Origin of the sequence: Paraburkholderia caffeinilytica, assembly GCF_051027425.1 — a bacterium.
GTDB classification, from domain to species: domain Bacteria; phylum Pseudomonadota; class Gammaproteobacteria; order Burkholderiales; family Burkholderiaceae; genus Paraburkholderia; species Paraburkholderia caffeinilytica_A.
This window is the reverse complement of the sequence record NZ_CP186552.1, coordinates 649,554-676,309: the sequence shown is the minus strand read 5'-3', so window position 1 is coordinate 676,309 and position 26,756 is coordinate 649,554. Positions and strand designations below refer to the sequence as shown.

Here is a 26,756-nt window from a genome sequence, read left to right as displayed (position 1 = left end):
TGCTCTGCTCTGCTCTGCTCTGCTCTGCAATTATGAAAGCGGGGACGCCACCGTGGCATCCCCGTTTTTTTGCAAGCCGGCGAGCTTCGTTGGCGCCGTTACTTTTGCCTCTCGTTATTTCCGTGCCGGCAAAATCTCCCCCACACACGTGCCGAAGCCGACGCGGTACCCGTCGCCCTGGCACCAGCCAGCCAGCGTCAGTTCATCGCCGTCTTCGATAAATCCTCGTGTGCCGCCTTCCTTCAATTCCAACGGGTTCTTGCCGTTCCATGTGGACTCGAGCAGGCTGCCGCATGAGTCGGCGGTCGGGCCGCTGATCGTGCCCGAACCCATCAGATCGCCAACCCGCGTGTTGCAGCCCGATACCGTGTGATGCGCCAGCTGTTGCGCCATCGTCCAGTACATGTACTTAAAGTTGGTCCGCGAGATCGTGGTTGCCTGCTTTGCCGTTTTCGGCCGCAGGGTCACTTCCAGCGAGATGTCGAACGTGTGCTTGCCGTCGTGGCGTAAGTAGGGCAACGGCTGCGGTTCCCGTGTCGGCTGCTCGACGCGGAACGGTTCAAGCGCGTCGAGCGTTACGATCCACGGTGAGATCGTGGTCGCGAACCCCTTGGAATTGAACGGGCCGAGCGGCACGTATTCCCATTGCTGAATATCGCGCGCGCTCCAGTCGTTCAGCAACACCATGCCGAAGATGTGCGCCTCGGCATCCGCACAGGCAATCGGTTCGCCCAGCACATTGCCGGCGCCGATCACGAATCCCGTTTCCAGTTCGATATCCAGCTTGCGGCAGGCGCCAAACACCGGACGCTCCTGATCCGGCAGTTTCAACTGGCCGTTAGGACGCCGCACCGGTGTACCGCTCACCACCACCGACGACGCGCGCCCGTTGTAGCCGATCGGCATTTCGGACCAGTTCGGCAACAGCGCATTCTTCGGGTCGCGGAACATCGAGCCGACATTCGTCGCGTGCTCCTTCGACGAATAGAAATCGGTGTAGCCCGGAATCTGCACGGGCAAATGCAGTTGCGCGTCGGACTGACGCACCAGTGCTCTCGCACGTAAGGCTGCGTCGTCGCGCAAGATCGCGGTGTCCCGCGCCAGCAGATTGCTCAACTGGATGCGCACACTGCGCCATGCATCGCGGCCAAGCGAGATGAAATCGTTGAGTGTGTCCTGCTCGAACGCCCGGTCCTTTAACGCAATGAATTGATCGGCCGAGGCAATCGGGAGCGTGAGCAAGCCAGCAGACTTGAGAACACTTAGATCGACGATCTCATCGCCGATCGCCACGCCCACGCGGCGTGCGTCGTTAGTCTTGTCGCTGAAAATACCGAACGGCAGGTTCTGGATCGAAAAATCGTTGGTCGAGTCGTTGGCCGACTCGACCCAGCTCTTGCGCGACGGATCGAGCGTCGCCTGAAGATCGCTCAATGCGCTCATCGTTGCTCCGGGTTGAAGTGTTTCTTGAGACCTTGCCAGCACTCGTAGTAATTCGCCTGCAGTTGCGCGGTTTCGAGCGCGAAACGGGTCGGCTTGATCAGCGTGCGCGTTTCGAACATGAAGGCCATCGTGTCGCCGACTTTCTTCGGCGTGGACGTATCGCTATGCGACGCTTTCTCGAAGGTATCCGCGTCCGGCCCATGACCCGACATGCAGTTGTGCAGACTCGCGCCGCCCGGCACGAAGCCCTCGGCCTTGGCGTCGTACACGCCGTGCACGAGGCCCATGAATTCGCTCGCGACGTTGCGATGGAACCATGGCGGACGGAACGTATCTTCGGCCGCGAGCCAGCGTGGCGGGAAGATCACGAAGTCGATCGTATCGACACCCGGCGTATCGCTTTGCGATTGCAACACCAGAAAGATCGACGGGTCAGGATGGTCGAAGCTGATCGAGCCAATCGTGTTGAAGCGGCGCAGATCGTATTTGTACGGCGCGTAGTTGCCATGCCACGCGACCACGTCGAGCGGCGAATGATCGATGTCCGCGCGCCACAGATTGCCGTTCATCTTGGCGACGAGTTCAAAGTCGCCCTCACGGTCTTCGTAAGCGGCATGCGGCGTGAGGAAATCGCGTGGATTGGCGAGGCCGTTCGAGCCGATCGGGCCAAGATCCGGCAGACGCAGCAGCGCGCCGAAGTTCTCGCAGATATAGCCGCGCGCGTTGCCATCCGGCAGGCTCACTGCAAAGCGCACGCCGCGCGGGATCACCGCGATCTCGAACGGTTCGACATCGAGTCGGCCCAGTTCGGTGGCGATATGCAGGCGGCCTTCTTGCGGCACGATCAGCAATTCTCCGTCAGCACCGTAAAAGAAGCGATCCTTCATCGAGCGATTCGCTGCGTACAGGTGGATTGCGCAGCCGTTCATCGCTTCAGCTGAGCCATTGCCCGCCATCGTCACCCAGCCGTCGACGAAATCGGTCGGCTCGGTGGGCATCGGCAAGGCATCCCAGCGTAACTGGTTCGGCGGTGTCGGCGGTACCTCGGCGAAGTTGGCGACGAGCCGGTCCGAGGGCAATTGCGTAAACGGCTTATGGACTGCCGCAGGACGAATCCGGTATAGCCACGAACGGCGGTTGTGGCCGCGCGGCGCAGTGAACGCGGTGCCCGACAGTTGCTCGGCGTACAAACCATAAGCCGCGCGTTGCGGCGAGTTGCGGCCTTCGGGCAACGCGCCCGGCAACGCCTCCGTAGCGAATTCGTTCGCGAAGCCCGACTGATAGCCCGGCTCGATTTCAAGCCGCGAGCTGGCGGTATTCGGTGTGCGGGTTGGGGTATCCATGCAAGGTTCTCCGTTGATGCTCGATCTTTCGGCGCGAGCTGTCTGCCTCAGGCGGTCTGTGGTCCGGCGGCGCGCTGCGTTGTTCCGTTGCTCCGTTGTTCCGGCCAGCGTTTCGCCAGGCACGCGCTCGGCTTCAATTCCATTGACGGCGGCCACAGCCGGTTTGGCGCTCATTAGTCGCCCTCTCGTCCTGATGACTCGCGGGATTGTCCGGCCGAGGCACGGGCACCCGCGGCGATCAGAAACCGCGCTCTTTCCCGCAAAGGAAACTCGACCGCCGTCGAGGACTCGCCACAATTTACGTATGGTAAAACTAATTACGTATAGTGAAATTAACGTATACCCTGGAAACTGGCCGTAAAACCCGCGGCGGTCCGCGACGACAAGCGTTCGTCCGATAACGTTATGAGCATTTTGTTCAAGTGCTTGTAGTGGGGACTGCTACCATCAGTAGATGCGGCAACCGAGTCGCGTTGCCGGGCGCTCAGTGCGCACCTATCGCCATCCATTCGCCTAAATGATTCCGCCGACCATCCCCAACCTGATTAAACGCGCCGCCGATCACCCATTTCTCGGCGAACATCTGGTGATGGGAACAGGCGTGCATAGCGAGGTCGCGCTGGCGCAATTCGACGGCGTCGAACTCGCCAGCGCCTATGAGCCGATCTTCGACATCAGCGTGCATGCGTTGGCGCAGTCGTTGTCGTCGGGCGCGGAAGGCGTGGATCGTTTCGGCGATGAACTCGGGTTTCAGGCGGTCACGCAGCGTCTCGACGGCGCGCCCTTCGATGTCTTCGATCCTTTCGACCGTGTCGCCGACGATCAGGAACTGGTCGCACTCGACCGCATGTCACGCGCGCTGCACGCAATCAATTTTTTTGGCGCACAACGGCACGGGCTACTGTTTCTACGCGTACACGAGCGGCTGCTCAAGAGCGTCAAGTACGACCATGGACGGCATTTTTCCACCGTGCTGGTGTCGTTCGGACTGAACCCGTCGCGGGTGGTTATCGAGTTGCCGGCAGCAGCGGTCGCGCATAAGACATTCCTTGGCTATCTGACCAAGAGCTATCAGCGCTACGGCTTCAAGGTGGCGGGCAATCTGTCGAACGCAGGGCAGATTCTGTCGGTCTCGGAAACGGCGCGGCTCGACTTCATCAAGATGGATGCGGCGATCGCGTTGCGCGATGCGATGGTGAAGCCGCTAGTCGGCTATGCGAGCCGCTTGCGGATTCCGCTGATCTTCAATCGGGTCATGGATGAGCCGCAGTTCCTCGCGCTGCAGCAGTACGATGTGCGTTTCGTGCAAGGGCCGTTGTTCACCGCGCATTATCACGATCGGGCGGTTTGATTGCGGCGGCAGTTGCTGCTTGCCTCAACCGGTATCCCCCAGGCGGCGTGCTAACGCCTTCAGGCGCGGCGCCACGGTTTCCCGGAACACCTCCTCCCCCATCGACGACGCCGGCCCGCTGCAACTCAGCACCAGCCAGCGGCCTTCGCGCGGCTCGCGAAACGGCACCGCGACCGCATTCACGTCGTCATGCCATGCGCGGAACGAATAGCAGCAGCGCTCCTGCGCGAAGGCTTCGATTTCCTTTTCGGCATCGGCCAGCAACGCTGCGCCCTCTTTGCCCGCTAACTTTTTAAGCTCGACCAGCAATGCGGCGCGCGCGTCCAACGGCTGCACCGCCAGATACGCGCGCCCCATCGAACTGGTCAGCATCGACAGTTTCGAACCGGAGGCGAGTCCGAGCGTCAGCGCGGTCTCGCTGCGGATCGTTTCCAGATAAATCATGTCGAGGCCGTCGCGGCATCCAAGCGACACCGCCGCACCCACTTCGCGTGCGAAGGTGCGCATATGCGGACGCGCGAGTTCAAGCGTGTCCGTGCCCGAGAGCAGCGCAAAGCCGAGCGACAGCACGCCGGCATCCAGCGCATATTTACCCAGCGTTTCGTCAAGCCGCAGATAGCCGAGCACGGTCAGCGTGTAGGCCAGACGGTTGACGGTCGCCTTCGGCAAACCCGTGCGTTCGACGAAGTCGCGATTGCCGAGCATCGTTTCACCCGGCTTGAACGCACGCAGCAAATCCAGCCCGCGCGCAAGGGCGACGACAAATTTGCGCTCGTCGAGCGGGTCGGAGAGAGTAGATATGGGCGTCATGGGATGATACACTCGGGCGTGGTTTGCAAAACATTGTTTCGCATAGCGGAACTTAAGTCAAGCTCAAGCAAGTTTTAGCCAAGCAAGGAATCAGGAGATACGTCATGGCAGAGGCCGCGCAGTTTCACTGGGAAGACCCGTTGCTGCTGGATCAGCAGCTCACCGAAGACGAACGCATGGTGCGCGACGCCGCCGCCGCTTACTCGCAGGACAAGCTGCAACCGCGCGTGCTCGAAGCGTTCCGTCACGAGAAGACCGACATCGAGATCTTCCGCGAAATGGGCGAGCTCGGCCTGCTCGGCCCGACGATTCCCGAACAATACGGCGGCCCCGGCCTGAACTACGTGGCGTATGGCCTGATCGCGCGTGAAGTGGAGCGCGTCGATTCCGGCTACCGGTCGATGATGTCGGTGCAGTCGTCGCTCGTCATGGTGCCGATCTACGAATTCGGCTCGGAAGCGCAGAAGCAGAAGTACCTGCCGAAGCTGGTCACTGGCGAGTGGATCGGCTGCTTCGGCCTGACCGAACCGAACCACGGCTCCGATCCGGGCAGCATGATCACGCGGGCAAAGAAGGTGGACGGCGGCTATTTGCTGTCGGGCGCGAAGATGTGGATCACCAATTCGCCGATCGCCGACGTGTTCGTCGTCTGGGCCAAGCTCGAAGAGGACGGCAAGGATTCGATCCGCGGCTTCATTCTCGAGAAGGGCTGGAAGGGGCTGTCGGCGCCGACCATTCATAGCAAGGTGGGCCTGCGCGCCTCGATCACCGGCGAGATCGTGCTCGATGAAGTCTTCGTGCCGGAAGAAAACCGTTTCCCCGAAGTCAGCGGCTTGCGTGGCCCGTTCACCTGCCTGAATTCGGCGCGCTACGGGATTGCCTGGGGCGCGCTCGGCGCGGCTGAAGCGTGCTGGCACACGGCACGTCAGTACGTGCTGGATCGCAAACAGTTCGGCCGGCCGCTCGCCGCGAACCAGTTGATCCAGAAAAAGCTGGCCGACATGCAAACCGAAATTACGCTCGGCCTGCAAGGCGTGCTGCGTCTCGGCCGCATGAAAGACGAAGGCACGGCCGCCGTCGAAATTACGTCGATCATGAAGCGCAATTCGTGCGGCAAGGCGCTGGACATTGCACGGCTCGCGCGCGACATGCTCGGCGGCAACGGTATCTCGGACGAGTTCGGCATTGCGCGTCACCTGGTCAATCTGGAAGTCGTGAACACGTACGAAGGCACGCACGACATTCACGCGCTGATTCTCGGGCGTGCGCAAACGGGGATTCAGGCGTTTTTCTGATGCACCGAGTGCCTTGATAGCGGTGTTTAGTCCTGGCCGCTGAATAGCAAAGTAAAAAAGAGAAAGGCCGGTTCTTTTGAACCGGCCTTTTTCGTTGCGCCGCCGCGGTGAGGCTAGCGACGCGCTTCCCGCTGCATTAACCGCTTACTTGTTCGGCTGCGGCGTCAGACGCAGGTATGGGCGCAGCGCCTTGTATCCCTTCGGGAATTTCTGCTTGATGACTTCTTCATCTTTCAACGACGGCACGATCACCACGTCATCGCCTTGCTTCCAGTTGCCAGGCGTGGCGACCGAATGGTAATCGGTGAGTTGCAGCGAGTCGATCACTCGCAGTACTTCGTCGAAATTGCGCCCGGTGCTGGCCGGATACGTAATAGTCAGACGCACCTTCTTCTTCGGATCGATCACGAAGAGCGAGCGAACCGTGAACGTTTCGCTGGCATTCGGGTGGATCATGTCGTACAGCTCGGAGACCTTGCGGTCGCCGTCCGCGAGAATCGGGAAACCGACATTGGCGGCTTGCGTCTCGTTAATATCCTTGATCCATTCCTTGTGCGACTCTGCGCTGTCGACCGACAGTGCAATCGTCTTCACATTGCGCTTCTCGAATTCGCCGGCCAGATTCGCCGTCAAACCCAGCTCGGTCGTGCAGACCGGCGTGAAATCGGCGGGGTGCGAGAACAGCACGCCCCAACTATCGCCCAGCCATTCATGGAACTTGATGCGGCCGACACTCGACTCCTGCTCGAAATCTGGTGCGATATCGCCAAGACGTAGACTCATGATGCAGCTCCTTGATTGTATTCGGACATTCTGCGCGAGCATTTGCGCACGACGCTCTGCTACAGCGCGCCTAACAAAAGTACAGCATACGGGAGTGACGGTACATAGCGAACGAACATCGAGTCACTACTTTATGCGTTTTTGTAATTTTCACTGATTTAGTGGAAACTTTGCGGGACAGATCAACTCCATCTTAGGCAAACTTTGCTGCCGGGTGCAGCAAAGGTGGGGTTTTAAGGCTTTGCTCCAACCAGGAACGGTTCATGCGTTCATTTTCATGAATCGAGCACTGCGCTCGCCAGCGGCCGTTTCTTTGGTTACGATTCACGCGTGGCGTGATACGAAGGGGAGCTGTCAATGTCGGAAGTCAACAAGGAGAGATTGATGTCGGATATCAAAACCGTCCTCGCGGACGCTGAAGATTTGCTGAAACAGGCCGCGAGCGCCACTGGCGAGCGCGCTTCTGAACTGCGTGAAACGGCGCTTACGCGCCTGAAGCAGGCCAAAGAAAAGGCGGCTGACGTCCAGGTCGTAGTGGTCGAGAAAGGCAAGAAGGCCGCGCGTGCCACCGACGACTACGTGCATGAGCATCCGTGGGCATCCATCGGCATTGCCGCTGGCGCTGGCGTGCTGCTGGGTCTGTTGATCAACCGCAAGTAACAAGGGTGACGCTGCCGGGCAAATCGCGCCCGGCGCATCAGCGAATCGAGGTGACCGGCGCGCGTATGGCCGGTCTGCTTCTCTTGGCGCGCTCGTTTTCACGCGCCGGTTAGGTTTTCACGCGCAACGCCCAAAGCTATGACGATAGAAACACAATCGCAGCACGGCGAACATAGTCCGTTGCGCCGCATCATCGGATCCGTGTTTGCCATCTTGCAAACACGGCTTGAACTGGTCGGTATCGAACTCGCCGAAGAAAAAGACCGTCTGATCGGCGTGCTGTTCCTCGGCCTCGCGGCCATGATGCTCGCCACAATGGCCTTGATCGCGTTAACGGCGCTGATCGCCATCGCGTTCTGGGACACCTACCGATGGCAGGCACTTGCCGGCATCACGACAGTTTATGCAATTGCAGGAATAGCCTGTGCACTGAAAGCGCGCAGCGGTTTGCGCAATGCCCCAATAGTGTTCGAAGCCACTCTTGCCGAGTTCGAAAAAGACCGCGAGCTGTTCCGCAAGCCGTGATACAGCAGGCATAACAGGGGCATGCGCTTCCTTCACGAATACCCGGCATACCGGGCGCTAGCAAACACCTCGAGCGATTTGCAGCACTGTTGTACCGTCCCACTTCCACTGCCGCCGACACGCCATGAGCCAAACCCATTCCGATACCGCCTTCCGCAACAAGCGCTACCAGGCTAAGGACCTGAGTGCACCGCACCTTCGAGCGCTGCGCAAGGAATTGCTGCTGGTGCGCGCGGATGTCGAACGCATGGAGCTTGCTCAGGCCACCATCGAATTGCGGCAGGCAGTCACGCACTTCAGCTGGCTCAAATTCATTCTGCCAGGCTTCGGCGGCATGCGCGTGGGGTCCGGGTCGAAGGCACGTTTCCTCAACGCCGGGAATATCGGCGCGCTCCTCAAACAGTATCCGCTCATCAGTTCGATCGCTTCGCTGGTGTTGGCCAAACCGCTGCGCGCAACCATTGCAGCGGGTGCAAAACCTGCGTTCAAATGGGGCGGCCTTGCGCTTGCCGGTTGGGAGGCATATCGAATCTGGCGGCAGATGAAGAATGAATCCACCGCCTCGACCAACGACAAGGAAAAGGTTGTCGATAGCGGTTACTGAAGCGTCAATACGCGTCAACTCGCCGACACCGCGTTCTCCAGTAACGCTAGCTCGTATTCCAGCATTCGCCGCTTGCCGGCGCCGCACCGTTCGCAGCGCTTCTATTGCCGCGCAACCCGGTTGCATCCAGGGTGAAGGTACCGCAAGCATCGTCGTGCATCGGGCCGATTTCGATCGGCACTGCCTCCACCGAATAACCACCATTTGCGTCGTCCACCGGCAACACGTGCAACCGGTAGATCGGCGTGCCGAATTGCGGCGCCTGATCCAGACCCGCCGGCAATGTCGCGGTGCCGTCGCTTGCCGCTCCCTCGACGAATTGCGCAGCCCGATAAAGGGCGGATGCCGCGTCGACCCTGTGGGTCCGCGCGACATGGCTCCGATACGACGGCACGGCAAACACGACCAGCGTCGCCGCTATTGCCAGCGCGATCATCAGTTCCAGTAGCGTAAATGCGGATGTGTTCGGCCTTGTCATGTGTCTCCTCGTCAAAACGGGCGTGCGGCAACGCGACGCCAATGGCGTTCGATCAGCTCACCGGTGATCACGAGTTCCATCTGCAACCACACCTGCGACTCTTTGGTCCGGCCGAAGCCACGCGAGGTCAGTAAATAGGCTCGGGCATCAGGGCGAGTATCCAGACGCCACGCTTCGATCAAACATTGCGGCGCTTGCAGCGATCCGGGCCATCGCGCAACGGGCGCGATGGCGCCGGCATCGAACGCTGCTTCGTGCTTCCATTGCGTCGGCTCGCCGGGCGAGAGCGACGCCACTGGCGGCGGCTCGGAAGGTGCTGCCGCGACTGCGCTCCGGGCGCATAAGGTCAACGCGGAATCCGCGGCATGAAATGCCTGCAAATAGTCGCGCACGTTGCCGGCACCGCGCGCCGCCGCAAGCGATGTTTCGAACCAGGCCGCGGAGGTGGTCAACATCATCGCGGAAATCAGCAGGACGATCGGCAGGACGGTGCCGCCATTGCGAGCGCGTAAGCCGCGACTAGCGCGGATAAGACGTGCCCAATGTCCCGGTTGCTCGCGGCGCGACGAGCGTTTCCCGCATACGAAGCATCTGCGGCATATTCGGTGAGTCAGTCGCACGAGACGGCACTGCGTATTTGACGAGCATGGGCACGCCAGTTGTGAGATACGCTCTCCGCCTCCGCTTACTGTCGCGGAACGAACATCTGGATTTCGCTGAGCCGACGCCGCGCGCTGCGTTACATTGCAAGGTCCTCCTGTCACAGGGAATCCTCCGCGTGATTGCGTATCGCTACCCGCCGCCAGAAAGCCTGACGCGCCCGCATATCGGCACCAAGCGCGCTCACACCGTCGCAATCGACATAGCGTACGCGCCGCCCTCCAGGAGCCCCACGGACGAGCACGCAAAGATCGACGGCGACAATCCTTGTCCATTGATCGGCCGTCACTGCCGCAGCATCTATTGCGGTCTGGGCGCCCGCCAACCAGTACTTGAGTCGCACACGCTCGACGCCTTCGACCAGCGGTTGCGCGGACCCCGCCTTGCCGTTACCTTCGCAATAAAGTTCCGGCTCACCCGTCGACCCGCTGACCCTGGCGAAGTAGCGGTTGACCACCAGTACACCCTGCCCGCCGAGGGCTGCGTTGTTGTCCGTCACCGCCTGGCCGAGGCAATCAGTCGATTGGCCCGTTGTTGACGGCCACGTCGAAATATTGTCCCCGACATAACGAATCGCGATGCCGTCTGAATGACTCGGCAACGCCTCGCAGGCAACGCCGTCGTCGGCACCGGTCGGGCGGCCGCCAGAACAACCGAATAACGCCGGCGGACTACTGAACCTCACAACGTCCGCTGGTACGAAACCAGCCATTTGAAGTTGCTGGCCCATCAGCGTAAGCGCGGTCAGGCCCGCTTCGCGGATATGAATCGCATCGGCCGAGTGCTCGAACACGTTACGCTGAGTGGTATAGAGCGAAATCGCGCCGGCAGTCACCACAAGTCCCAGCGCAATTGCGATCACGAACTCAACCAGCGTATGGCCACGCGAGATAACCGTACGGTGCATCATTTTGCGAACGCCAGGGCAACGCATGCGGAGCCCGTAGGGCTATCCGCAGCACCGCACGACTCGGGCTTGTCGATGACATCGTCGGCGCGCGGCATGTCACGCAGCGCCGTCCACGTGACAAGTGCGCCAGACACACCGCTGCTTTCCACTACCGACGCTTCGCCGTGCGGCAACAGGGCCGTAGCACGCACGCTCCATTGCCTGATCGCAGAGTCGCCTGTTGAGGGCTCACGCATCGCTTCAGCGACGGAATCGGCTATCCACGCCGCGTGCTCGCGCATTGCCATCGCACAGGCTTCGCGCGCAGTCCACAATTGACCGGCGATCAGCCCGAGCGCCGTCACCGCCATCAGGGCAACGGCCAGCATCACTTCAATCAGCGAACTACCGCTACGCCTTGTCAGGCACCTTGCTGGACAACTGCGCGCTCGTGGATTCGACGGATATCGGCTCACGATGCCGCTCCACATGCGCCTTCGACAATCCGCGCGCGCCCACCCGCCGCGATGCGGATGCAACGCCGCCACTTGTCGCCCTGAGTCGCTTTCGACGGCACGCGCGGCGCGATATCAAAGCTGCGAAAGGTACCGATTAACTGCCCCGCCGGTGGCGTGAACGTGAGACTTGTCTGCGTCCCCGTGATACTGACCGCTGCGAGCAAAGGATGCGCGCGCAGAAGCGAGAGCGTGCCATCACGGTCGGCCAATACAGCCCAGCCGCACGACCAGTCGGTAACGCCGTTACCGCAAGCTTGCCCTGCGGCAAGACAATGTCGCGCCGCGTCGATCCGGCACACGGTGACGCGGGTACCTCGGCGCAATGCTTCGCTGCGCGCATAGGCGAGCGTCGAGGCAAGCGCTTTCGCACGCGCGTCGACCTGATCCCGCAGATGCCACGCAACGAACGACGGCGTAGCCATCGTCGCGATGACCGCCAGCAGCGTGACGACAGCCAGCGTTTCAACAAGCGTAAAACCGCGGCGCGGCCGCAAACAGACTGCATCCCATTTCATCTGCATCCCTGATCGTTTCAAAGAATGCAGCCAATCTAGCGATTCGCAAGCGGGTCAACAATCGGCCGAACGGCCAGGTGGCACTCAGACGCTGTCCCGCGCAAAAATGCACGCGTGACGAACCATTACGGGGACGGAAATGCAGATGCGCGAATCAACGCGGCGGAAAACGGAAGCTGGAATGCAACTTGTGGCGCGACAGCAATCAGCGCTTGCGGGTCGGCTTGGGAGGAGAAGAGGCGCGGCGAAATTCTTCGATCACGTCCTCGAATTCGGAGACGTCTTCAAAGCGCCGGTAGACAGAAGCGAAACGAACATAGGCAATCGTATCGAGCGCGCGCAACTCGTTCATCACGAGTTCACCGAGGCGCTCGCTGCGCACCTCACGCTCGCCGCTGCCGAGCAATTGATACTCGATGCGGGCAACCGCCGCGTCGATCGCGTCCGCTGCCACCGGGCGCTTACGCAGCGCCAGTTGCATGCTTGCGACGATCTTGCGGCGATCGAATTCCGTGCGGCTGCCGTCCTTCTTGACGACCGACGGCAACGCCAGCTCGACCCGCTCATACGTCGTGAAACGTTTGTCGCAGGCCGGGCAGCGGCGGCGCCGGCGAATCGTCGCACCGTCTTCGGATACGCGGGAATCCACAACTTGCGTATCGGCGTGACGGCAGAAGGGGCAGTGCATGGTGGCTTAGCGGTAAACCGGGAAGCGCTGGGTCAACTCGGCAACTTGTGCACGCACACGTTCGATCGTGGCTGCGTCTTCCGGGTTGTCCAGCACGTCGGCGATCAGGTTACCCACCTGCTCCGCTTCCTTGACGCCGAAGCCACGCGTGGTCATGGCCGGCGAGCCGAGACGCACACCGCTCGTGACGAACGGCTTTTCCGGGTCGTTCGGAATCGCGTTCTTGTTGACCGTGATGTGCGCCGCGCCGAGCGCAGCTTCCGCTGCCTTGCCGGTGATCTTCTTCGCGCGCAGGTCGACCAGCATCACGTGGCTTTCGGTGCGGCCCGAGACGATGCGCAGACCACGCTTGACCAGCGTTTCAGCCAGTACACGTGCATTCTCGACGACTTGCTGCTGGTACGCCTTGAATTCCGGCGACAGCGCCTCCTTGAACGCGACGGCCTTGCCGGCGATCACGTGCATCAGCGGACCACCCTGAATGCCCGGGAAAATTGCCGAATTGATCTGCTTTTCGAACTCGGCTTTCATCAGGATCACGCCGCCGCGCGGGCCGCGCAGGCTCTTGTGCGTGGTCGTGGTGACGAAGTCGGCGTGCGGCACCGGATTCGGGTAGACGCCGGCGGCGACCAGACCGGCATAGTGCGCCATGTCGACCATGAAATACGCGCCGACCGACTTGGCGATCTTCGACATCCGTTCGAAGTCGATGCGCAGCGAAAACGCCGACGCACCGGCCACGATCAGCTTCGGCTTGTGTTCCTCGGCAAGCTTTTCAGCCGCGTCGTAGTCGATGTCTTCGGCTTCGTTCAGGCCGTAGCTCACCACGTTGAACCACTTGCCCGACATGTTGACCGGCGAACCGTGCGTAAGGTGGCCACCGTGCGCGAGGCTCATGCCCATGATCGTGTCGCCCGGCTTGAGCATGGCGAAGAACACACCCTGGTTCGCCTGCGAGCCGGAATTCGGCTGCACGTTGGCAGCTTCGGCGCCGAACAGTTGTTTGACACGGTCGATCGCCAGCTGCTCGGCGACGTCGACATATTCGCAGCCGCCGTAGTAACGCTTGCCCGGATACCCTTCGGCGTACTTGTTCGTGAGTTGCGAGCCTTGCGCAGCCATCACGGCCGGGCTCGTGTAGTTTTCCGACGCGATCAGTTCGATGTGCTCTTCCTGACGGCGGTTTTCCTGCTCGATGACTTTCCAGAGTTCAGGATCGACGTTGGCGATGGTGCTTTGGGCTCTATCAAACATACGGATTCCGTTGAGTGTGTTCAGGTTGACCGGATCGTGCGCCGAATCTTGCGTAGAGGGTACGCAGCGCTGCTGGCGGCTGGGCCAGCCCTGACGTGGCGGATAGAGAGTCGCCGCACACGCGAGGCAGGACAGCCACCGTCAGCGCAGATCAATGCGCGCGGATCACGGCTGCCCAGGCGAACGGCAAAACGGCACCCTGCGCTTCACGGTGGGTTGTTCCACCTTGAACCCGATTGCTTGAACCGGTTCTATCGCCAGTCACGCAGGGATGAGCGCGTTAGTTTATTGGAAGAGGATCGAATAGGCAACCGGCTTCCTGTAAGGCCGCCGGGCGCCCAGGAAGCCACTTATGGCGTCGTCGCGAGCGGCGCGCAAACATCTGACGAAAACGCACCCGGAACCCGTTCCGCGTCCCTGCCGCAGCCACTTGTACGGCTGGTTCATCCTTGCCGCAGCGCCGCATTGGAAGTAGGCTTGGGGCCTTTCTCTCCTACCAACCAGGGAACTGCAATGATCGTGTTCGTCACCGGGGCGTCCGCAGGATTCGGCGCCGCTATCGCTCGCGCTTTCGTCAAGGGCGGCCATCGTGTCGTCGCCACCGCGCGCCGTAAGGACCGCCTGCAGGCGCTCGCCGACGAACTCGGCGACGCCCTTCTGCCGTATGAGCTCGATGTGCGCGACCGCGCCGCGGTCGAGGCTGTGCCAGCCTCGCTGCCCGCCGATTTCGCCGCGCTCGACGTACTCGTCAACAATGCCGGGCTCGCGCTCGGCATCGAGCCGGCGCAAAAGGCGAACCTCGACGAATGGAACACCATGATCGAGACCAACTGCACGGGCCTCGTGCAGATCACACACGCCCTCCTGCCCGGCATGGTGGAGCGCAACCGCGGCCACATTTTCAATCTGGGTTCGGCGGCCGGCAGCTGGCCGTATGCGGGTGGCAACGTCTATGGCGCCACCAAGGCGTTCGTGCACCAGTTCAGTCTGAATCTGCGCGCCGATCTGACCGGTACGGCATTGCGCGTAACCAATGTCGAGCCGGGTCTGTGCGGAGGCACCGAGTTCTCGAACGTGCGTTTCCGCGGAAACGACGAAAAAGCGGCCAAGATGTACGAGAACGTACAACCGCTGACACCCGAAGATATCGCCGACTCGATCTACTGGATCGCCACGCGTCCGGCCCACGTTAACATCAACACGATCGAACTGATGCCGGTGGCCCAGTCGTTCTCCGCTTTGTCCGTTCATCGCGGCTGAAATTCCGGCTGAGGCCCGCCAGGCGGGGCGCACATCTTGAAACAGACCTCAGGGTATGCGTTCCGGTAAAATGCGCGGCATGAATATGTCGACCAGCCAGCCCGGCACGGAAATCGGCTTCACGTGGCCAATCCGCGTGTATTACGAAGATACCGACGCCGGCGGCATCGTGTTTTACGCGAATTACCTGAAATTTTTTGAGCGGGCGCGCACCGAATGGCTGCGCGCGTGCGGCGTCGACCAGAACCGGCTCGCCGACGAAGCGGGCGCAATCTTCATTGTGCGCAGCACCGCAGTCGACTATCGGGCACCGGCCCGGCTCGACGACGTCGTCAACGTGGTAAGCCGAATCGAGCGTCTTGGCCGCGCATCCGTCGATTTTGCGCAGGAAGCGTGGCGTGACGGCACGCTGCTTGCTTCCGGGTCCATCCGGGTCGGCTGCGTCGACCGCATTGCGCTGCGGCCGGCCGCGATTCCTCCACCGGTTCTCGCTGCTTTGCGGCGCGGACCAGGCGTGAACCATGGTGGCATGTCAACGGACAACGACTGAACCCCGTTGTTACGGGGCCAGTGAACTCATATCGATCAAGCAACACAAAGCATGGTTCGGCTTGCAATATCGCCGATGCTTCCGTTTTGCTCACGGCAAGCTTCGAGTGACCTTGCAGCCGGACGCCCCCTTCCGGGACGTTAAAACGAACCTTTATGAACACTACACAAGATCTGTCGATCGTTTCACTCGTACTCAATGCCAGCCTGCTGGCGCAAGCCGTCATGGCGCTGCTGCTTCTGCTGTCGCTATTGTCGTGGACCTTTATCTTCCGCAAGTGGTTTGCGATCCGCCGCGCCCGCGCGCAAACTGAACGCTTCGAACGCGATTTCTGGTCGGGCGGCGACCTGCAGGCGCTCTATCAGAGCGCCGCGAACAACCGCCATACGATCGGCGCCCTGGAACGGATTTTCGAGTCCGGTATGCGCGAATTCCTGAAAGGCAAGGAAAAGCGCCTGAACGATTCAGGCGCGATTCTCGACGGCGCACGCCGCGCCATGCGCGCCGCGTTCCAGCGTGAAATGGACGTGCTCGAGGCAAATCTGGCGTTTCTTGCGTCGGTTGGCTCGGTCAGCCCGTATATCGGTCTGTTCGGCACGGTGTGGGGGATCATGAATGCATTCCGCGGCCTCGCCAACGTGCAGCAGGCTACGCTTGCGAACGTCGCGCCGGGTATTGCCGAAGCGCTGACCGCCACCGCAATCGGCCTGTTCGCCGCGATTCCGGCCGTGGTCGCCTACAACCGCTACGCGCACGATATCGACCGTCTGGCAATCCGCTTCGAGACCTTCATCGAAGAATTCTCGAACATTCTGCAGCGCCAGGCACAGTAAGGAGTCCACGATGGCAGGCTCTTCCTCCAGCATGCGCGGGTCCCGTCAACGCCGCGCGATGGCCGACATCAATGTCGTGCCGTACATCGACGTGATGCTCGTGCTGCTCGTGATCTTCATGGTGACCGCGCCGCTCGTCGCCCCGTCGATCGTCAATCTGCCAACAGTCGGCGGTGCTGCGCCGCAGCAGCAAACTCCGCCTGTAATCGTCAATATCCGTGCAGACGGCAATATGAGCGTCAAATACAAGGACGACGCGGGGGCCCAGCAACAGGAAAACATGACGAAGGCCGACCTGAACGGCTTCATCGCCGATCGTGCGCAATCGCATCCTGACCAGCCGGTTGTGATCGCCGCCGACAAGACCGTGAAGTACGAAGTCGTCATGAATGTGATGTCCGAGCTGAAAGCTCAGGGCGTCAAGCGCGTTGGACTGCTCGTCAAATCGCAATGATCCGTAAGAATTCCGAATACCCGCTCCAGCCACCGCGTGAACGCGGCACCGGGCGAGCCTTTGCGTTCGCGCTGGTGATGCATGCGCTGCTCGGATTCTTCCTGTACCACGGCATTCAATGGCAGAACAGCACGCCGGAAGGTGCGGAAGCGGAACTGTGGACCGAGGTGCCCGATACGGCCATCCCGCGCCAGCCTCCGCCGCCGCCCGTGCCGGTAGCCCCTGCTCCGCCGCTGCCGGACGAACAGGCCGACATCGCGCTACAGGAAAAGAAACGCCAGCAACAGGAAGCGGCGCGTCAGGCACAACTCGCCGAGCAGCTGCGTCAGCAGAAGCTGCAAGCCCAGCAGGAAGCCGAGGCGAAGCGCCAGCAGCAACTGGCGGCCGATCAGGCAGCGCAACTCGCCGCGCAAAAAGCAGCGGCGCTCAAGCAGAAACAGTTGCAACAACAGCAACAGCAGCAGGCTGAGAAGCTGAAGCAGCAACAATTGGCTGACCAGCAAAAGCAGCAGCAGCAGTTGAAAGAACAACAGCAGCAGGAGCAGGCCGACGCGCAGAAAGCGGCGAAGGCCAAAGCTCAGGCCGATGCTGCGGCGCAGGCGAAGAAGCTGGATGCGGAACGCCGTGCCCGTCTTGCGCAGATGCAGGGCTCAGCCGGCGGAACTGGCTCGACCGATGGACTTGGCAAGAGCGGCACGGGTAGCGGCTCGGGTGGCACTGCGACATCGCCGGGCTATGCGGACAAGGTGCGCCGCGCCGTGCTCCCGCACGTCTCTTGGGGCGGCGAAACAAGCGGCCTGGAAACTGTGGTTTCGGTACGTTGCTCGCCAACCGGCACGTTGCTGAGCGCATCAATCTCGCGCAGCAGCGGCAACGCTGCCTGGGATCAAGCGGCGGTGCGGGCTGTTCAGCTTACCGAGCAGATGCCTCTGGACGTGAACGGCAAGGCGCCGACCAACTTCCTGATTACGCTGCGGCCAGCACCTTGATTGCACCAGTTTAACAATCAGTTGACAGCAGACGCGGCGCCCCGCCCAGCGCGGCGCGCCCGGGAACGAATTAGATATTCGCGGGTCTCTCTGCTGTCATGAAGTGTTAGTAAAACCGTTTTTGGGGAAACCATTCAGTATGAGTTTGATGACCAAGCTAGGCCTGCGGACACTTGTAGCGTCGTGCCTGATCGCCGTCGGTGGCGCCGCCAACGCACAACTCAACGTCCTCGTAACGGGCGTCGGGTCCACACAGTTTCCGATCGCAACGGCGAATTTCGCCAATGAAGCGAACTCGCCGCAGCAGGTCAGCACAATCGTGCGCCAGGATCTGCAACGCAGCGGCAAATTCACGAATATCGACGCGGGCAGCACGCCGGTCTCCGAAACAGACTCCGTCGACCTCGGCAGCTGGAAAGCCAAGGGCGCGAATGCATTCGTCTCGGGCAGCGTGAACCGCCTGCCGAACGGCCAGTACGAAGTGCGTTTCAAACTGTATGACACGGTCAAGGGCGAAAGCCTGGGCGGTCTCGTGCTCGTGAGCCCGGAAAGCGGCTTGCGCATGAGCGCGCACAAGGTCGCGGACTACATCTACGCCAAGCTGATGGGTGGCCGCGGCGTGTTCGCCACGCGCCTGTCGTACGTCATCAAGACGGGCGGCCGTTATCAATTGCAGATTTCCGATTCGGACGGCCAGGACGCGCACATTGCGTTGTCGAGCCCCGAGCCGATCATCTCGCCGGCATGGTCGCCTGACGGCACCAAGGTCGCTTACGTTTCGTTTGAAAAGAAGAAGCCGATCGTCTACATCCACGATCTGCCTACGGGCCGTCGCGTGGTCGTATCGGACCAGAAGGGTAACAACAGCGCCCCGGCATGGTCGCCGGATGGCCGCACGCTGGCTGTCGCGCTCTCGCGCACCGGCAACACGCAGATTTTCGCCGTCAACGCGGACGGCAGCGGCCTGCGGCGCCTGACGCAAGGCAGCTCGATCGACACTGAGCCGTGCTTCTCTCCTGACGGCCAGTCGATCTATTTCACCAGCGACCGTGGCGGCCAGCCGCAGATCTACAAGATGTCGGCTCAGGGCGAGAACGCCGGCGCCGCGCAACGCGTGACCTTCACGGGCAACTACAACACCAGCCCGCGCGTCAGCCCGGACGGCAAGCAGCTCGCTTACATCTCGCGTGTCGGCGGCGCATTCAAGCTCTACATCCAGGACCTGCAAGGCAACACGGCCACGGGTCTGACGGACACCACACATGACGAATCGCCGAGCTTCGCGGCGAACGGTCAGTACATTCTTTACGCCACACAGGTGAACGGCCGTGGCGTGTTGGCCGCAGTATCGACCGACGGTCGCACTCGGCAGGTCCTGTCCGTTCAGGGTGGCAGCGTACGCGAACCATCCTGGGGCCCGTTTATGCAGTAACGTTGATGCAATAACACAAGGAGAGTAACAAAATGATTTCAAAACTTCGTTTCGCATTTGCCGTATTGATGGTCGGTGCGCTGGCCGCATGTCACTCGGGCGTCAAGCTCGACGAAAACGCTAACAAGGGTGGTGCCGTTTCGACGCAACCGAATCCGACTGACGTCGCTCAAGTCAATGTCGATCCGCTGAACGATCCGAACAGCCCGCTCGCCAAGCGCAGCATCTACTTCGACTTCGACAGCTACTCGGTCAAGGACGACTACCAATCGCTGCTGCAACAACACGCGCAATACCTGAAGAGCCATCCGCAACGTCACGTCCTGATCCAGGGCAATACCGACGAACGCGGCACCAGCGAGTACAACCTGGCTCTCGGCCAGAAGCGTGCTGAAGCTGTGCGCCGTTCGCTGTCGCTGATGGGCGTGACGGACTCGCAAATGGAAGCCGTGAGCCTCGGCAAGGAAAAGCCGCAAGCAACCGGTCATGACGAATCGTCGTGGGCACAAAACCGCCGCGCCGACCTCGTGTACCAACAGTAAGTAACGGGTGATGAGCCGAATGACGCATCGTTTCTCCTGGCTGCGGTTTGCCGCAGCGGCCTGCGTCGCGGGCACGGCCTTCGCGGCTGTGCCCGCGCATGCGGGCATCTTCGACGACGATCAGGCCCGTCAGGCCATTCTCGATCTGCGTTCGAAGACCGATAGCCTGTCGAGCCAACTGTCGGCCGCACAGCGCACGATCCTCGATCAGTCCAACCGCCTCGATCAGCTGAATCAGCAGGTCGCGACGTTGCGTGGGCAGAACGAAGACATGGGCAACCAACTCTCCACGCTGCAAAAACAGCAGAAGGACTACTACACCGATCTGGACACGCGGCTGAAGAAATTCGAGCCGCAGCAACAGACGGTAGACGGCGTCCAGGGCGAGGTGCAGCCGGGTGAAACCGATTCGTTCAATGCGGCTTCCCAGCAGTTCCGCAACGGCGACTTCAAGAATGCGGCGGCGTCGTTCCGTAGCTTCATCTCCAAGTTCCCGAACAGCCCTTACCAGCCGACCGCGCAGTACTGGCTCGGCAACGCGCTGTATGCGCTGCGCGACTACAAGGGCTCGACGGCGACATGGCAAGGTGTGGTGAAGAACTACCCGCAGCATCCGCGTGCACCGGACGCGTTGCTCGCGATTGCGAACAATCAGCTCGAGCAAGGTCAGAAGGCTGCGGCCAAGAAGACGCTGGAGCAGATCGTCGCGCAGTACAGCGGCTCGGACGTCGCGCAGTCGGCTCAGAGCAAGCTGGCGCAGATCAAGTAGTCGTACAAGGTTTAGCAGTTGCTGTAACGCGCAGTGGCCGTGCAGTTTCCCAATAAGCAGTCACGCGCGCCTCTCGCTGGAAGGCCCGGGGTAGCAATACCTCGGGCTTTTCACTATCTGAAGTGCGGATAGCTCGACCAACCACCATGGGTTGACAGCCCGTAGGTGATATCGCTATAATTTCGCTTCTCTTTTGGGTCGTTAGCTCAGCTGGTAGAGCAGCGGACTTTTAATCCGTTGGTCACAGGTTCGAATCCCGTACGGCCTACCAAAAGATTCAAGGGCTTGCACGCGTCAGCGTGCAAGCCCTTTTCTTTTGCGGCCCGCGCCGCCCTCCCCGCTCGATCCCCCGAATAGTTCGACACCCCACAGACCCTCCGCGTATTCCGCAAGCATGATCGTTTCATGGTGCCCAAGAGCACCTCAAAAAAAACCATGAGACAGGGTTGCCAGGCCAAACGACCCCGCTGCCCAACCGCCCAGGGGGGCGCCCATGAACACTGCAAAAGTAATCTGGGTAGTAGGTTTAGGTTTGGCGATCTCGATCGAAACATCGCTCGCTCAGGAAATATTCCTGGAGGGTGGGACGCTCGGTGTCGGCATCGGCGCGGCGCTGAATGTCACGTCCTGGTTCGGCATGCACGCGGATTTCAACGCGATCAACTTCTCGCATGACTTCACGGTGGGCGGAAATCGCTATGCCGACGGCGTGCGGCTTCGCCAGGGCGGCCTCTATGGCGATCTGTTCCCGTGGTCGAACTGCGGGTTTCGCATCACCGCCGGTCTTCGCTTCACGGACGACGAAGTCAGCGGCAATTCCGTTCCCACTAACGGCACCTACACGTTCAAAGGCAAGACCACACCCGCCTTTCCTGGCGAGTATGCGACCGCCACAGTCAAGTACCCAACCTTGATGCCTTATCTCGGGGTGGGCTATGGCTTGCAACCCGCAGCCAAAGGATTTGGCCTGGTGGTCGATCTCGGCGTTGCTTATGGCCTGCCGCGCTCGTCCTATACGCTGTCACCGGCCCTGACGCAGGTCGCGGGTCCTGCAATGAGCCAGGAGATTATCGCGACCGGCTTGCAACAACTGCGGGACAAGGCCTCGCCTTATCGATGGTACCCCACACTGCAAATTGGCCTTTCGTATCACTTTTGATCGCACGGGCAGCCGCACCTGCCATTGCCGCGGCCTTTCAAGCGACGCGAAACATTCTCACAGCGTAAATCACAATGACTTACGCGATCACGAGACCCGCCTTACCTGGTACCTCTCAGATACGGAACAGATAAAACGGAGTCCGAACATTGATATTTATTGAGACATAAAGACGTGCAATGATCGCCGCCGGTTCTGCGAATCACGCTGCAATGCTGCGTGCGCAGACGCTCTGGCAACGCCGCAGATCCCTGCACCTTCATTCCGTCACCATGTCCAATTTTCTGTTCGACTTCGCCTCGAACCTTGCTTTGCTGACTATCGTGCTGCTCGCGTGTCATCTGTGCAACCGGCTCGTGCCCGGCGCCGCGCTCAATGGCGCGCACATTTTCGTCGCACTGGCTTCGGCCGCCTTGCTGCTCGATGCCGCGCTGACCTTTCTCGTGTTTGCCGATGCGCGGAGCCGCTATGGCCAATTCAGCACGTCGAGCGCATTCTTCGAACGCGCCTGTGCGTACATACTGGCAGCCATGGCGGCGTTTGCCTGGCGGCATGCGGCACGTCGCACGCGCCCTGCCAAAGCTAACCACGAGAACACCCTGATCATTCGCACGTCCCCGTATTCCGAATCACATCTGCCGATGTAATTCCACGCTGCCCGGACACGAGAATTCGTCAGCGGCAAACCCACAACACGAGCGCGTGCCGAAGGCACTCCAAGGTCTGCGGAAACTGCACGCGTCATCCCAGCAGAGCCCCGCAATATGCGGCTCGTTTTCTCTCCTCACGCAATCCGCATCATCATCAGGAACGGACCTTGCGTATGGGCGCGCCGTCGCCTATAACTTCCGAAGACCGAGGGTTACCGTTTGCGCCCGTCACCGGGCATTTGCCGCTGTATTGCGCTACCGCCGTTCAATCAGTCGAAGGCAACTTAACCAACGAGGAACATCTTGGATCTCGAAACCGTACGCGTGTTCATCATGACCCGAGGCATCGACCTCGGCACCAAGGTACTCGGCGCGATCGTATTGTGGATCGTCGGCCGCTGGATCATTGGCCTGATCACCGGCTTGCTTCGCAAACTGCTAGCGAAAAACGGCCGCGTCGATCCAACGCTCGCTCATTACCTCGGCTCGATTCTCGGCGCACTGCTGAACCTGATGCTGATCCTTGCGATCCTGCAAGTGTTCGGCGTCCAGACTACCTCGTTCGCCGCCTTGCTCGCCGGCCTCGGTCTTGCAATCGGCACTGCCTGGGGCGGCTTGCTCGCCCACTTCGCGGCGGGCATCTTCATGCAGGTACTACGGCCGTTCAAGGTGGGCGATTTTGTCACGGCAGGCGGCGTTACCGGCACGGTCTCCGAGTTGGGGCTGTTCGGCACGACCATCGTGACACCGGACAACGTGACGACCATCGTCGGCAACAACAAAATCTTCTCCGACACGATCTCGAATTACAGCGTACTGCCGGTGCGGCGTGTCGAGCTGACAGCGAAGATCGCCAACGGCGTCGACCCGACGGATGCAATGAGCCGGTTGAAGGCGGCCATCACGAAGATTCCGAATGTGGCCGAAAGCCCAGCGCCGGATATCGAAGTGCTGAGCTTTACGCCTGAAGGACCCTTGCTATGCGTGCGGCCCTATACGAACAATCAGCATTACTGGCAGGTCTACTTCGACACCAATCGTGCGATCGTTCAAACCTTCAAGGAAGCCGGCTATCCGACTCCGGAAACGCCACTTGCGCCGCGCGCGGTGACGTGAGCACGACAGAGGGATTCAGGTCAGCGGCCCAGTCCGGGTGACCCGCCAGGACAACAAGCTTGTTCACAACTTCCGCGGCTCATGCACTGGAATCAGGGCCGCAAAATAAAAACGGCGTCGCGAGATTCGCGACGCCGTTTTTCGTCCTGCTTCACACAGCCTGAAGCCTCAGTGGTTGCCGGCCTTGGACGCGTTCTTGCGCGTCATTTTCCACACAGCACCGAGCACGACCGGCACCACGGCCGCGCCGATACCGACCAGCACGATCAGATTCAGATACTGCCGGATGAACGGAATGTTGCCGAAGAAGTAGCCGAGGAACACCAGCAGCAACACCCAGGACAACGCGCCGAGGATGTTGAACAACTGGAACCGGCTAACCGTCATCTCCGAGGCGCCGGCAACGAACGGCGCGAATGTCCGCACCACCGGAATGAAACGCGCCAGCACGATGGTTTTACCGCCATGCTTTTCATAGAAGTTATGCGTCTTCTGCAACGCGGCGCGGTCGAGGAAGCGCTCAAGAAACGGGATATGTGAATTGAACACCCGAGGCCCGATGGACCGCCCGATCATGTAGTTCACCGTGTTGCCGGTGACCGCTGCGACGAGCAGCAGCACAATCAACAGACCGAGGTTCATTTCACCGGTCGCGCAAAAAGCCCCGCCAATGAACAGCAGCGAATCGCCCGGCAGGAAAGGCAGAACGACCAGCCCGGTTTCGCAGAATACAATCAGAAACAGCACCGCATAGACCCAGGCGCCGTACTCGTGAATAAAGACTCCCAGAAACTTGTCGATGTGCAAGACAAGGTTGGCGAACTGTAGCAGCGTGTCCAAAAAGCGTCCTTTATTAAGCGAATGTAAGCGTGGCGGGAACGGCCGCGTGAGCAGTCCTGCGGGCGACGAGCAGCGAACGCACGCTCGCTGCCGGAAATTGACCGCGTCATGATACCGAAAGTGCCCGGCTGCGATTAAAAATCTGCCGTGCGTGGGCAATTTCGGCGCCTTGCGTCAATCTGGCAGTCCGGCTGTCGCCGGCCGCGAGACCGCGCCGACCCATGCCATCGGCCCACATCCAGCCTGCTCGCGCCGAATCGCTATAATTTCGCCATGTCAGAATTCTCCGAAACGCCTGCCAGCACCACTGACGCGGCCGCAAATTCCGCCTCCGCGCCCGTCCCACGCCCGTTGCGGGCGATCCTGCCCCTGCCCGATCAGTTGATCAGCCAGATTGCCGCGGGCGAAGTGGTCGAGCGGCCGGCCTCGGTGGTCAAGGAATTGCTGGAAAATGCGCTCGACGCCGGCGCGCAAACGCTGCGCATCCTGCTCGACGAAGGCGGCGTCAAACGCATTTCGATCACCGACGACGGCTGCGGCATCCCCGAAAACGAACTCGCACTTGCGCTGATGCGTCACGCGACCAGCAAGATCCGCTCGCTTGCCGAACTGGAAGCGGTTGCCACGCTGGGGTTTCGCGGTGAGGCGCTGGCGTCGATTGCGTCGGTCGCGCAAATGGCGATCACTAGCCGCACTGCTGATGCGCCGCATGCCGTGCGTGTCGATGCGCAAACCGGTGTACTGAGCCCGGCCGCCGGTACCCAGGGCACCACGATCGAAGTCCGCGAGCTGTACTTCAACACGCCTGCGCGCCGCAAATTCCTGAAAAGCGAGCAGACCGAACTTGGCCATTGCCTCGAACAGATTCGCCGCGCTGCCCTGGCGCGGCCGGACGTGGCGATTTCGGTCCTGCATAACGGTAAAGCGGTCGAACACTGGAACGCCAGCGAGCCGCCCGCGCGGGTCGCGAAAATTCTTGGCGAGACCTTCGCGACGGCACATTTGCCGCTCGACGAATCCGCCGGACCGCTGGCCGTCTACGGCTGCGCCGGCCTGCCGACCGCGAGCCGCGGGCGCGCCGATCAACAGTATTTCTTCGTCAACGGCCGGTTCGTGCGCGACAAACTGCTCACGCACGCGGTGCGCGCCGCCTACGAAGACGTGCTGCACGGCGACCGCTACCCATCGTACGTGCTGTTCCTCGATCTGCCGCCAGAAGCGGTCGACGTGAACGTGCACCCCTCGAAAATCGAGGTGCGGTTTCGCGATTCCCGTTCGATTCACCAGTTCGTGTTCCACGCTGTGCAACGCGCATTGGCGCGGCACGCGGGTGCGTCCCCGGAAACGACAGCGGGTGGGCATGCGGCGCATCTGGAAGCGTCGGCCGGACCTGCTTCGTTTGGAGCGACGCCACTGGGTGGCGCGGGTGCGGGAAACGCCACGGGTTTCGGTGCCGGCGCGGGGATCAGCGCAGGTGGCTCTGGCGGCGGCTTCAACAGCGGATCCGGTTCATCGCAGCCCGGCAATACCTGGATGCGCCAGGCGCGCATGACGCAAGGCACGTTGCCGGTTGCGCAACCGTTGGCGTTCTACGACGCGCTGTTCGGCCGTAGAGACACGAACTCCGGCACAGCGGAAGGCGCGACGCTATTCGAAGCGCGCGACTCGGCTGCGGAAACACCGTCCCCGTACAACACCTCGGGGTCATACGCATCGCCTGCGTTCAATGCTTCGGACGAGCAACCGCTCGGCTTTGCGCTCGGTCAGATTCACGGCATCTATGTGCTCGCGCAGAACGCGCATGGACTCGTGATCGTCGATATGCACGCCGCGCACGAGCGCATCCTGTACGAGCAGTTCAAGAACGCGCTGGCCGATCGTACGATTGCCGTGCAACCGCTGCTGATTCCGCAGACGATGCAGGCCGATCCGATCGAAATCGGCACGGTCGAAGAAGAACGCGACACGCTGGACGCACTGGGTTTCGATCTCGCGGTGCTGTCGCCGACTACGCTCGCGATCCGCGCCGTGCCCGCCTTGCTGAAAGACGCCGATCTGCAGGCCCTGGCACGCGCGGTTCTCTCCGACCTGCATGCATTCGGCGGTTCACGCGTGCTGACCGAGCGTCAGCACGAATTGCTCGGCACACTCGCGTGCCATCACGCAGTGCGCGCGAACCGGCGTCTGACACTCGACGAAATGAACGCGTTGCTGCGCCAGATGGAGGCGACCGAGCGCGCCGACCAATGCAACCACGGGCGTCCGACGTGGTATCAGTTGACGCTGTCCGATCTCGATCGGTTGTTCATGCGTGGGCAATGACGGTGCGCCTGGTTACGCTTCTTC

The 26,756-nt window shown here is 61.1% G+C and carries 29 protein-coding genes, 1 tRNA gene and 1 riboswitch; of the genes, 18 read left to right on the top strand and 12 right to left on the bottom strand.

The genetic code is table 11. The features are described from left to right. Positions 1 to 114: 114 nt before the first annotated feature. The gene (gene fahA / locus ACOSV0_RS02965) at positions 115 to 1,443 is read right to left on the bottom strand and encodes a fumarylacetoacetase (RefSeq protein ID WP_434108635.1); all 1,329 of its coding nucleotides are present in this window, start codon (positions 1,441 to 1,443) and stop codon (positions 115 to 117) included. Then, positions 1,440 to 2,786, bottom strand: coding sequence for a homogentisate 1,2-dioxygenase (gene hmgA / locus ACOSV0_RS02960; RefSeq protein WP_434108634.1), 1,347 nt, complete (start codon positions 2,784 to 2,786; stop codon positions 1,440 to 1,442). Before hmgA ends, fahA begins: the two co-directional genes overlap by 4 nt. 517 nt (positions 2,787 to 3,303) lie before the next feature. Between hmgA and ACOSV0_RS02955 the strand changes: the two genes are divergently transcribed. Further along, positions 3,304 to 4,137 carry an EAL domain-containing protein gene (locus tag ACOSV0_RS02955; protein ID WP_434108633.1) on the top strand — a complete coding sequence of 278 codons (834 nt, stop codon included), beginning with the start codon at positions 3,304 to 3,306 and terminating at the stop codon, positions 4,135 to 4,137. A gap of 24 nt (positions 4,138 to 4,161) precedes the next feature. Here ACOSV0_RS02955 and ACOSV0_RS02950 read toward each other — a convergent pair whose 3' ends face one another. Continuing rightward, positions 4,162 to 4,947, bottom strand: a complete 786-nt coding sequence (locus ACOSV0_RS02950) for an IclR family transcriptional regulator (protein ID WP_434108632.1) — start codon at positions 4,945 to 4,947, stop codon at positions 4,162 to 4,164. 104 nt (positions 4,948 to 5,051) lie between these two features. On the opposite strand from ACOSV0_RS02950, the gene ACOSV0_RS02945 reads away from it, so the two are divergent. Further along, complete coding sequence (locus ACOSV0_RS02945; protein ID WP_175052163.1) at positions 5,052 to 6,242, top strand: acyl-CoA dehydrogenase; 1,191 nt, start codon at positions 5,052 to 5,054, stop codon at positions 6,240 to 6,242. Positions 6,243 to 6,386: 144 nt separating this feature from the next. Here the strand turns inward: ACOSV0_RS02945 and ACOSV0_RS02940 are convergent, their stop codons facing one another. After that, a complete protein-coding gene (locus ACOSV0_RS02940; RefSeq protein WP_434108631.1) occupies positions 6,387 to 7,025 on the bottom strand; it encodes a peroxiredoxin in 639 nt (212 codons plus the stop codon). Between the two features lie 357 nt (positions 7,026 to 7,382). On the opposite strand from ACOSV0_RS02940, the gene ACOSV0_RS02935 reads away from it, so the two are divergent. The 3 genes from ACOSV0_RS02935 to ACOSV0_RS02925 all read left to right on the top strand — a co-directional run bounded on the left by ACOSV0_RS02935 (position 7,383) and on the right by ACOSV0_RS02925 (position 8,814). Further along, complete coding sequence (locus ACOSV0_RS02935) at positions 7,383 to 7,685, top strand: DUF883 family protein (protein WP_028198798.1); 303 nt, start codon at positions 7,383 to 7,385, stop codon at positions 7,683 to 7,685. 138 nt (positions 7,686 to 7,823) lie between these two features. Further along, the gene (locus ACOSV0_RS02930; protein WP_434108630.1) at positions 7,824 to 8,210 is read left to right on the top strand and encodes a phage holin family protein; all 387 of its coding nucleotides are present in this window, start codon (positions 7,824 to 7,826) and stop codon (positions 8,208 to 8,210) included. A gap of 124 nt (positions 8,211 to 8,334) precedes the next feature. Further along, positions 8,335 to 8,814, top strand: coding sequence for a DUF3318 domain-containing protein (locus ACOSV0_RS02925; RefSeq protein WP_434108629.1), 480 nt, complete (start codon positions 8,335 to 8,337; stop codon positions 8,812 to 8,814). A gap of 46 nt (positions 8,815 to 8,860) precedes the next feature. On the opposite strand, the gene ACOSV0_RS02920 is transcribed toward ACOSV0_RS02925, so the two are convergent. The 7 genes from ACOSV0_RS02920 to glyA all read right to left on the bottom strand — a co-directional run bounded on the left by ACOSV0_RS02920 (position 8,861) and on the right by glyA (position 13,816). Beyond that, positions 8,861 to 9,292, bottom strand: coding sequence for a type IV pilin protein (locus ACOSV0_RS02920; protein ID WP_434108628.1), 432 nt, complete (start codon positions 9,290 to 9,292; stop codon positions 8,861 to 8,863). Between the two features lie 11 nt (positions 9,293 to 9,303). Beyond that, complete coding sequence (locus ACOSV0_RS02915) at positions 9,304 to 9,750, bottom strand: pilus assembly PilX family protein (protein WP_434108627.1); 447 nt, start codon at positions 9,748 to 9,750, stop codon at positions 9,304 to 9,306. 302 nt (positions 9,751 to 10,052) lie between these two features. Next, positions 10,053 to 10,862, bottom strand: coding sequence for a PilW family protein (locus ACOSV0_RS02910; RefSeq protein ID WP_434108626.1), 810 nt, complete (start codon positions 10,860 to 10,862; stop codon positions 10,053 to 10,055). After that, complete coding sequence (locus tag ACOSV0_RS02905) at positions 10,859 to 11,230, bottom strand: hypothetical protein (protein WP_434108625.1); 372 nt, start codon at positions 11,228 to 11,230, stop codon at positions 10,859 to 10,861. Before ACOSV0_RS02905 ends, ACOSV0_RS02910 begins: the two co-directional genes overlap by 4 nt. Before the next feature lie 83 nt (positions 11,231 to 11,313). Then, positions 11,314 to 11,880 carry a GspH/FimT family pseudopilin gene (locus ACOSV0_RS02900; RefSeq protein ID WP_434108624.1) on the bottom strand — a complete coding sequence of 189 codons (567 nt, stop codon included), beginning with the start codon at positions 11,878 to 11,880 and terminating at the stop codon, positions 11,314 to 11,316. Positions 11,881 to 12,079: 199 nt separating this feature from the next. Beyond that, a complete protein-coding gene (nrdR, locus tag ACOSV0_RS02895) occupies positions 12,080 to 12,562 on the bottom strand; it encodes a transcriptional regulator NrdR (RefSeq protein ID WP_280997910.1) in 483 nt (160 codons plus the stop codon). Between the two features lie 6 nt (positions 12,563 to 12,568). Further along, a complete protein-coding gene (gene glyA / locus ACOSV0_RS02890) occupies positions 12,569 to 13,816 on the bottom strand; it encodes a serine hydroxymethyltransferase (RefSeq protein WP_434108623.1) in 1,248 nt (415 codons plus the stop codon). Between the two features lie 166 nt (positions 13,817 to 13,982). Beyond that, positions 13,983 to 14,091: riboswitch (ZMP/ZTP riboswitch) on the bottom strand. Positions 14,092 to 14,329: 238 nt separating this feature from the next. Here glyA and ydfG point away from each other — a divergent pair. The 12 genes from ydfG (at position 14,330) to ACOSV0_RS02830 (ending at position 23,570) form a co-directional block, all read left to right on the top strand. Next, positions 14,330 to 15,076, top strand: coding sequence for a bifunctional NADP-dependent 3-hydroxy acid dehydrogenase/3-hydroxypropionate dehydrogenase YdfG (gene ydfG, locus ACOSV0_RS02885; RefSeq protein WP_434108622.1), 747 nt, complete (start codon positions 14,330 to 14,332; stop codon positions 15,074 to 15,076). A 70-nt stretch (positions 15,077 to 15,146) separates the two neighbouring features. Beyond that, positions 15,147 to 15,626 carry a tol-pal system-associated acyl-CoA thioesterase gene (gene ybgC / locus ACOSV0_RS02880; protein WP_434110376.1) on the top strand — a complete coding sequence of 160 codons (480 nt, stop codon included), beginning with the start codon at positions 15,147 to 15,149 and terminating at the stop codon, positions 15,624 to 15,626. A 155-nt stretch (positions 15,627 to 15,781) separates the two neighbouring features. Beyond that, the gene (gene tolQ / locus ACOSV0_RS02875; RefSeq protein ID WP_012431821.1) at positions 15,782 to 16,459 is read left to right on the top strand and encodes a protein TolQ; all 678 of its coding nucleotides are present in this window, start codon (positions 15,782 to 15,784) and stop codon (positions 16,457 to 16,459) included. A 10-nt stretch (positions 16,460 to 16,469) separates the two neighbouring features. Continuing rightward, positions 16,470 to 16,913 carry a protein TolR gene (gene tolR / locus ACOSV0_RS02870; protein WP_325047707.1) on the top strand — a complete coding sequence of 148 codons (444 nt, stop codon included), beginning with the start codon at positions 16,470 to 16,472 and terminating at the stop codon, positions 16,911 to 16,913. Next, positions 16,910 to 17,902 carry a cell envelope integrity protein TolA gene (gene tolA, locus ACOSV0_RS02865; protein ID WP_434108621.1) on the top strand — a complete coding sequence of 331 codons (993 nt, stop codon included), beginning with the start codon at positions 16,910 to 16,912 and terminating at the stop codon, positions 17,900 to 17,902. Before tolR ends, tolA begins: the two co-directional genes overlap by 4 nt. 139 nt (positions 17,903 to 18,041) lie before the next feature. Continuing rightward, complete coding sequence (tolB, locus tag ACOSV0_RS02860) at positions 18,042 to 19,334, top strand: Tol-Pal system beta propeller repeat protein TolB (RefSeq protein ID WP_434108620.1); 1,293 nt, start codon at positions 18,042 to 18,044, stop codon at positions 19,332 to 19,334. Between the two features lie 32 nt (positions 19,335 to 19,366). Next, positions 19,367 to 19,876: a peptidoglycan-associated lipoprotein Pal gene (pal, locus tag ACOSV0_RS02855; protein ID WP_434108619.1), complete on the top strand. Its 510-nt coding sequence runs from the start codon at positions 19,367 to 19,369 to the stop codon at positions 19,874 to 19,876. Between the two features lie 19 nt (positions 19,877 to 19,895). Continuing rightward, positions 19,896 to 20,645 (top strand): tol-pal system protein YbgF, encoded by a 750-nt coding sequence (gene ybgF / locus ACOSV0_RS02850; RefSeq protein WP_434108618.1) that lies wholly within the window; start codon positions 19,896 to 19,898, stop codon positions 20,643 to 20,645. Positions 20,646 to 20,840: 195 nt separating this feature from the next. After that, a tRNA-Lys gene (locus ACOSV0_RS02845) sits at positions 20,841 to 20,916 on the top strand. Between the two features lie 222 nt (positions 20,917 to 21,138). Continuing rightward, complete coding sequence (locus ACOSV0_RS02840) at positions 21,139 to 21,804, top strand: hypothetical protein (protein ID WP_434108617.1); 666 nt, start codon at positions 21,139 to 21,141, stop codon at positions 21,802 to 21,804. A gap of 272 nt (positions 21,805 to 22,076) precedes the next feature. Continuing rightward, positions 22,077 to 22,451, top strand: coding sequence for a hypothetical protein (locus ACOSV0_RS02835; RefSeq protein WP_434108616.1), 375 nt, complete (start codon positions 22,077 to 22,079; stop codon positions 22,449 to 22,451). A 306-nt stretch (positions 22,452 to 22,757) separates the two neighbouring features. Further along, complete coding sequence (locus ACOSV0_RS02830) at positions 22,758 to 23,570, top strand: mechanosensitive ion channel family protein (RefSeq protein WP_434108615.1); 813 nt, start codon at positions 22,758 to 22,760, stop codon at positions 23,568 to 23,570. A 168-nt stretch (positions 23,571 to 23,738) separates the two neighbouring features. Here ACOSV0_RS02830 and ACOSV0_RS02825 read toward each other — a convergent pair whose 3' ends face one another. Then, positions 23,739 to 24,410 (bottom strand): DedA family protein, encoded by a 672-nt coding sequence (locus ACOSV0_RS02825; protein ID WP_434108614.1) that lies wholly within the window; start codon positions 24,408 to 24,410, stop codon positions 23,739 to 23,741. Between the two features lie 273 nt (positions 24,411 to 24,683). Here ACOSV0_RS02825 and mutL point away from each other — a divergent pair, with 273 nt between their 5' ends. Further along, positions 24,684 to 26,732 (top strand): DNA mismatch repair endonuclease MutL, encoded by a 2,049-nt coding sequence (mutL, locus tag ACOSV0_RS02820; protein WP_434108613.1) that lies wholly within the window; start codon positions 24,684 to 24,686, stop codon positions 26,730 to 26,732. Positions 26,733 to 26,756: the final 24 nt, after the last annotated feature.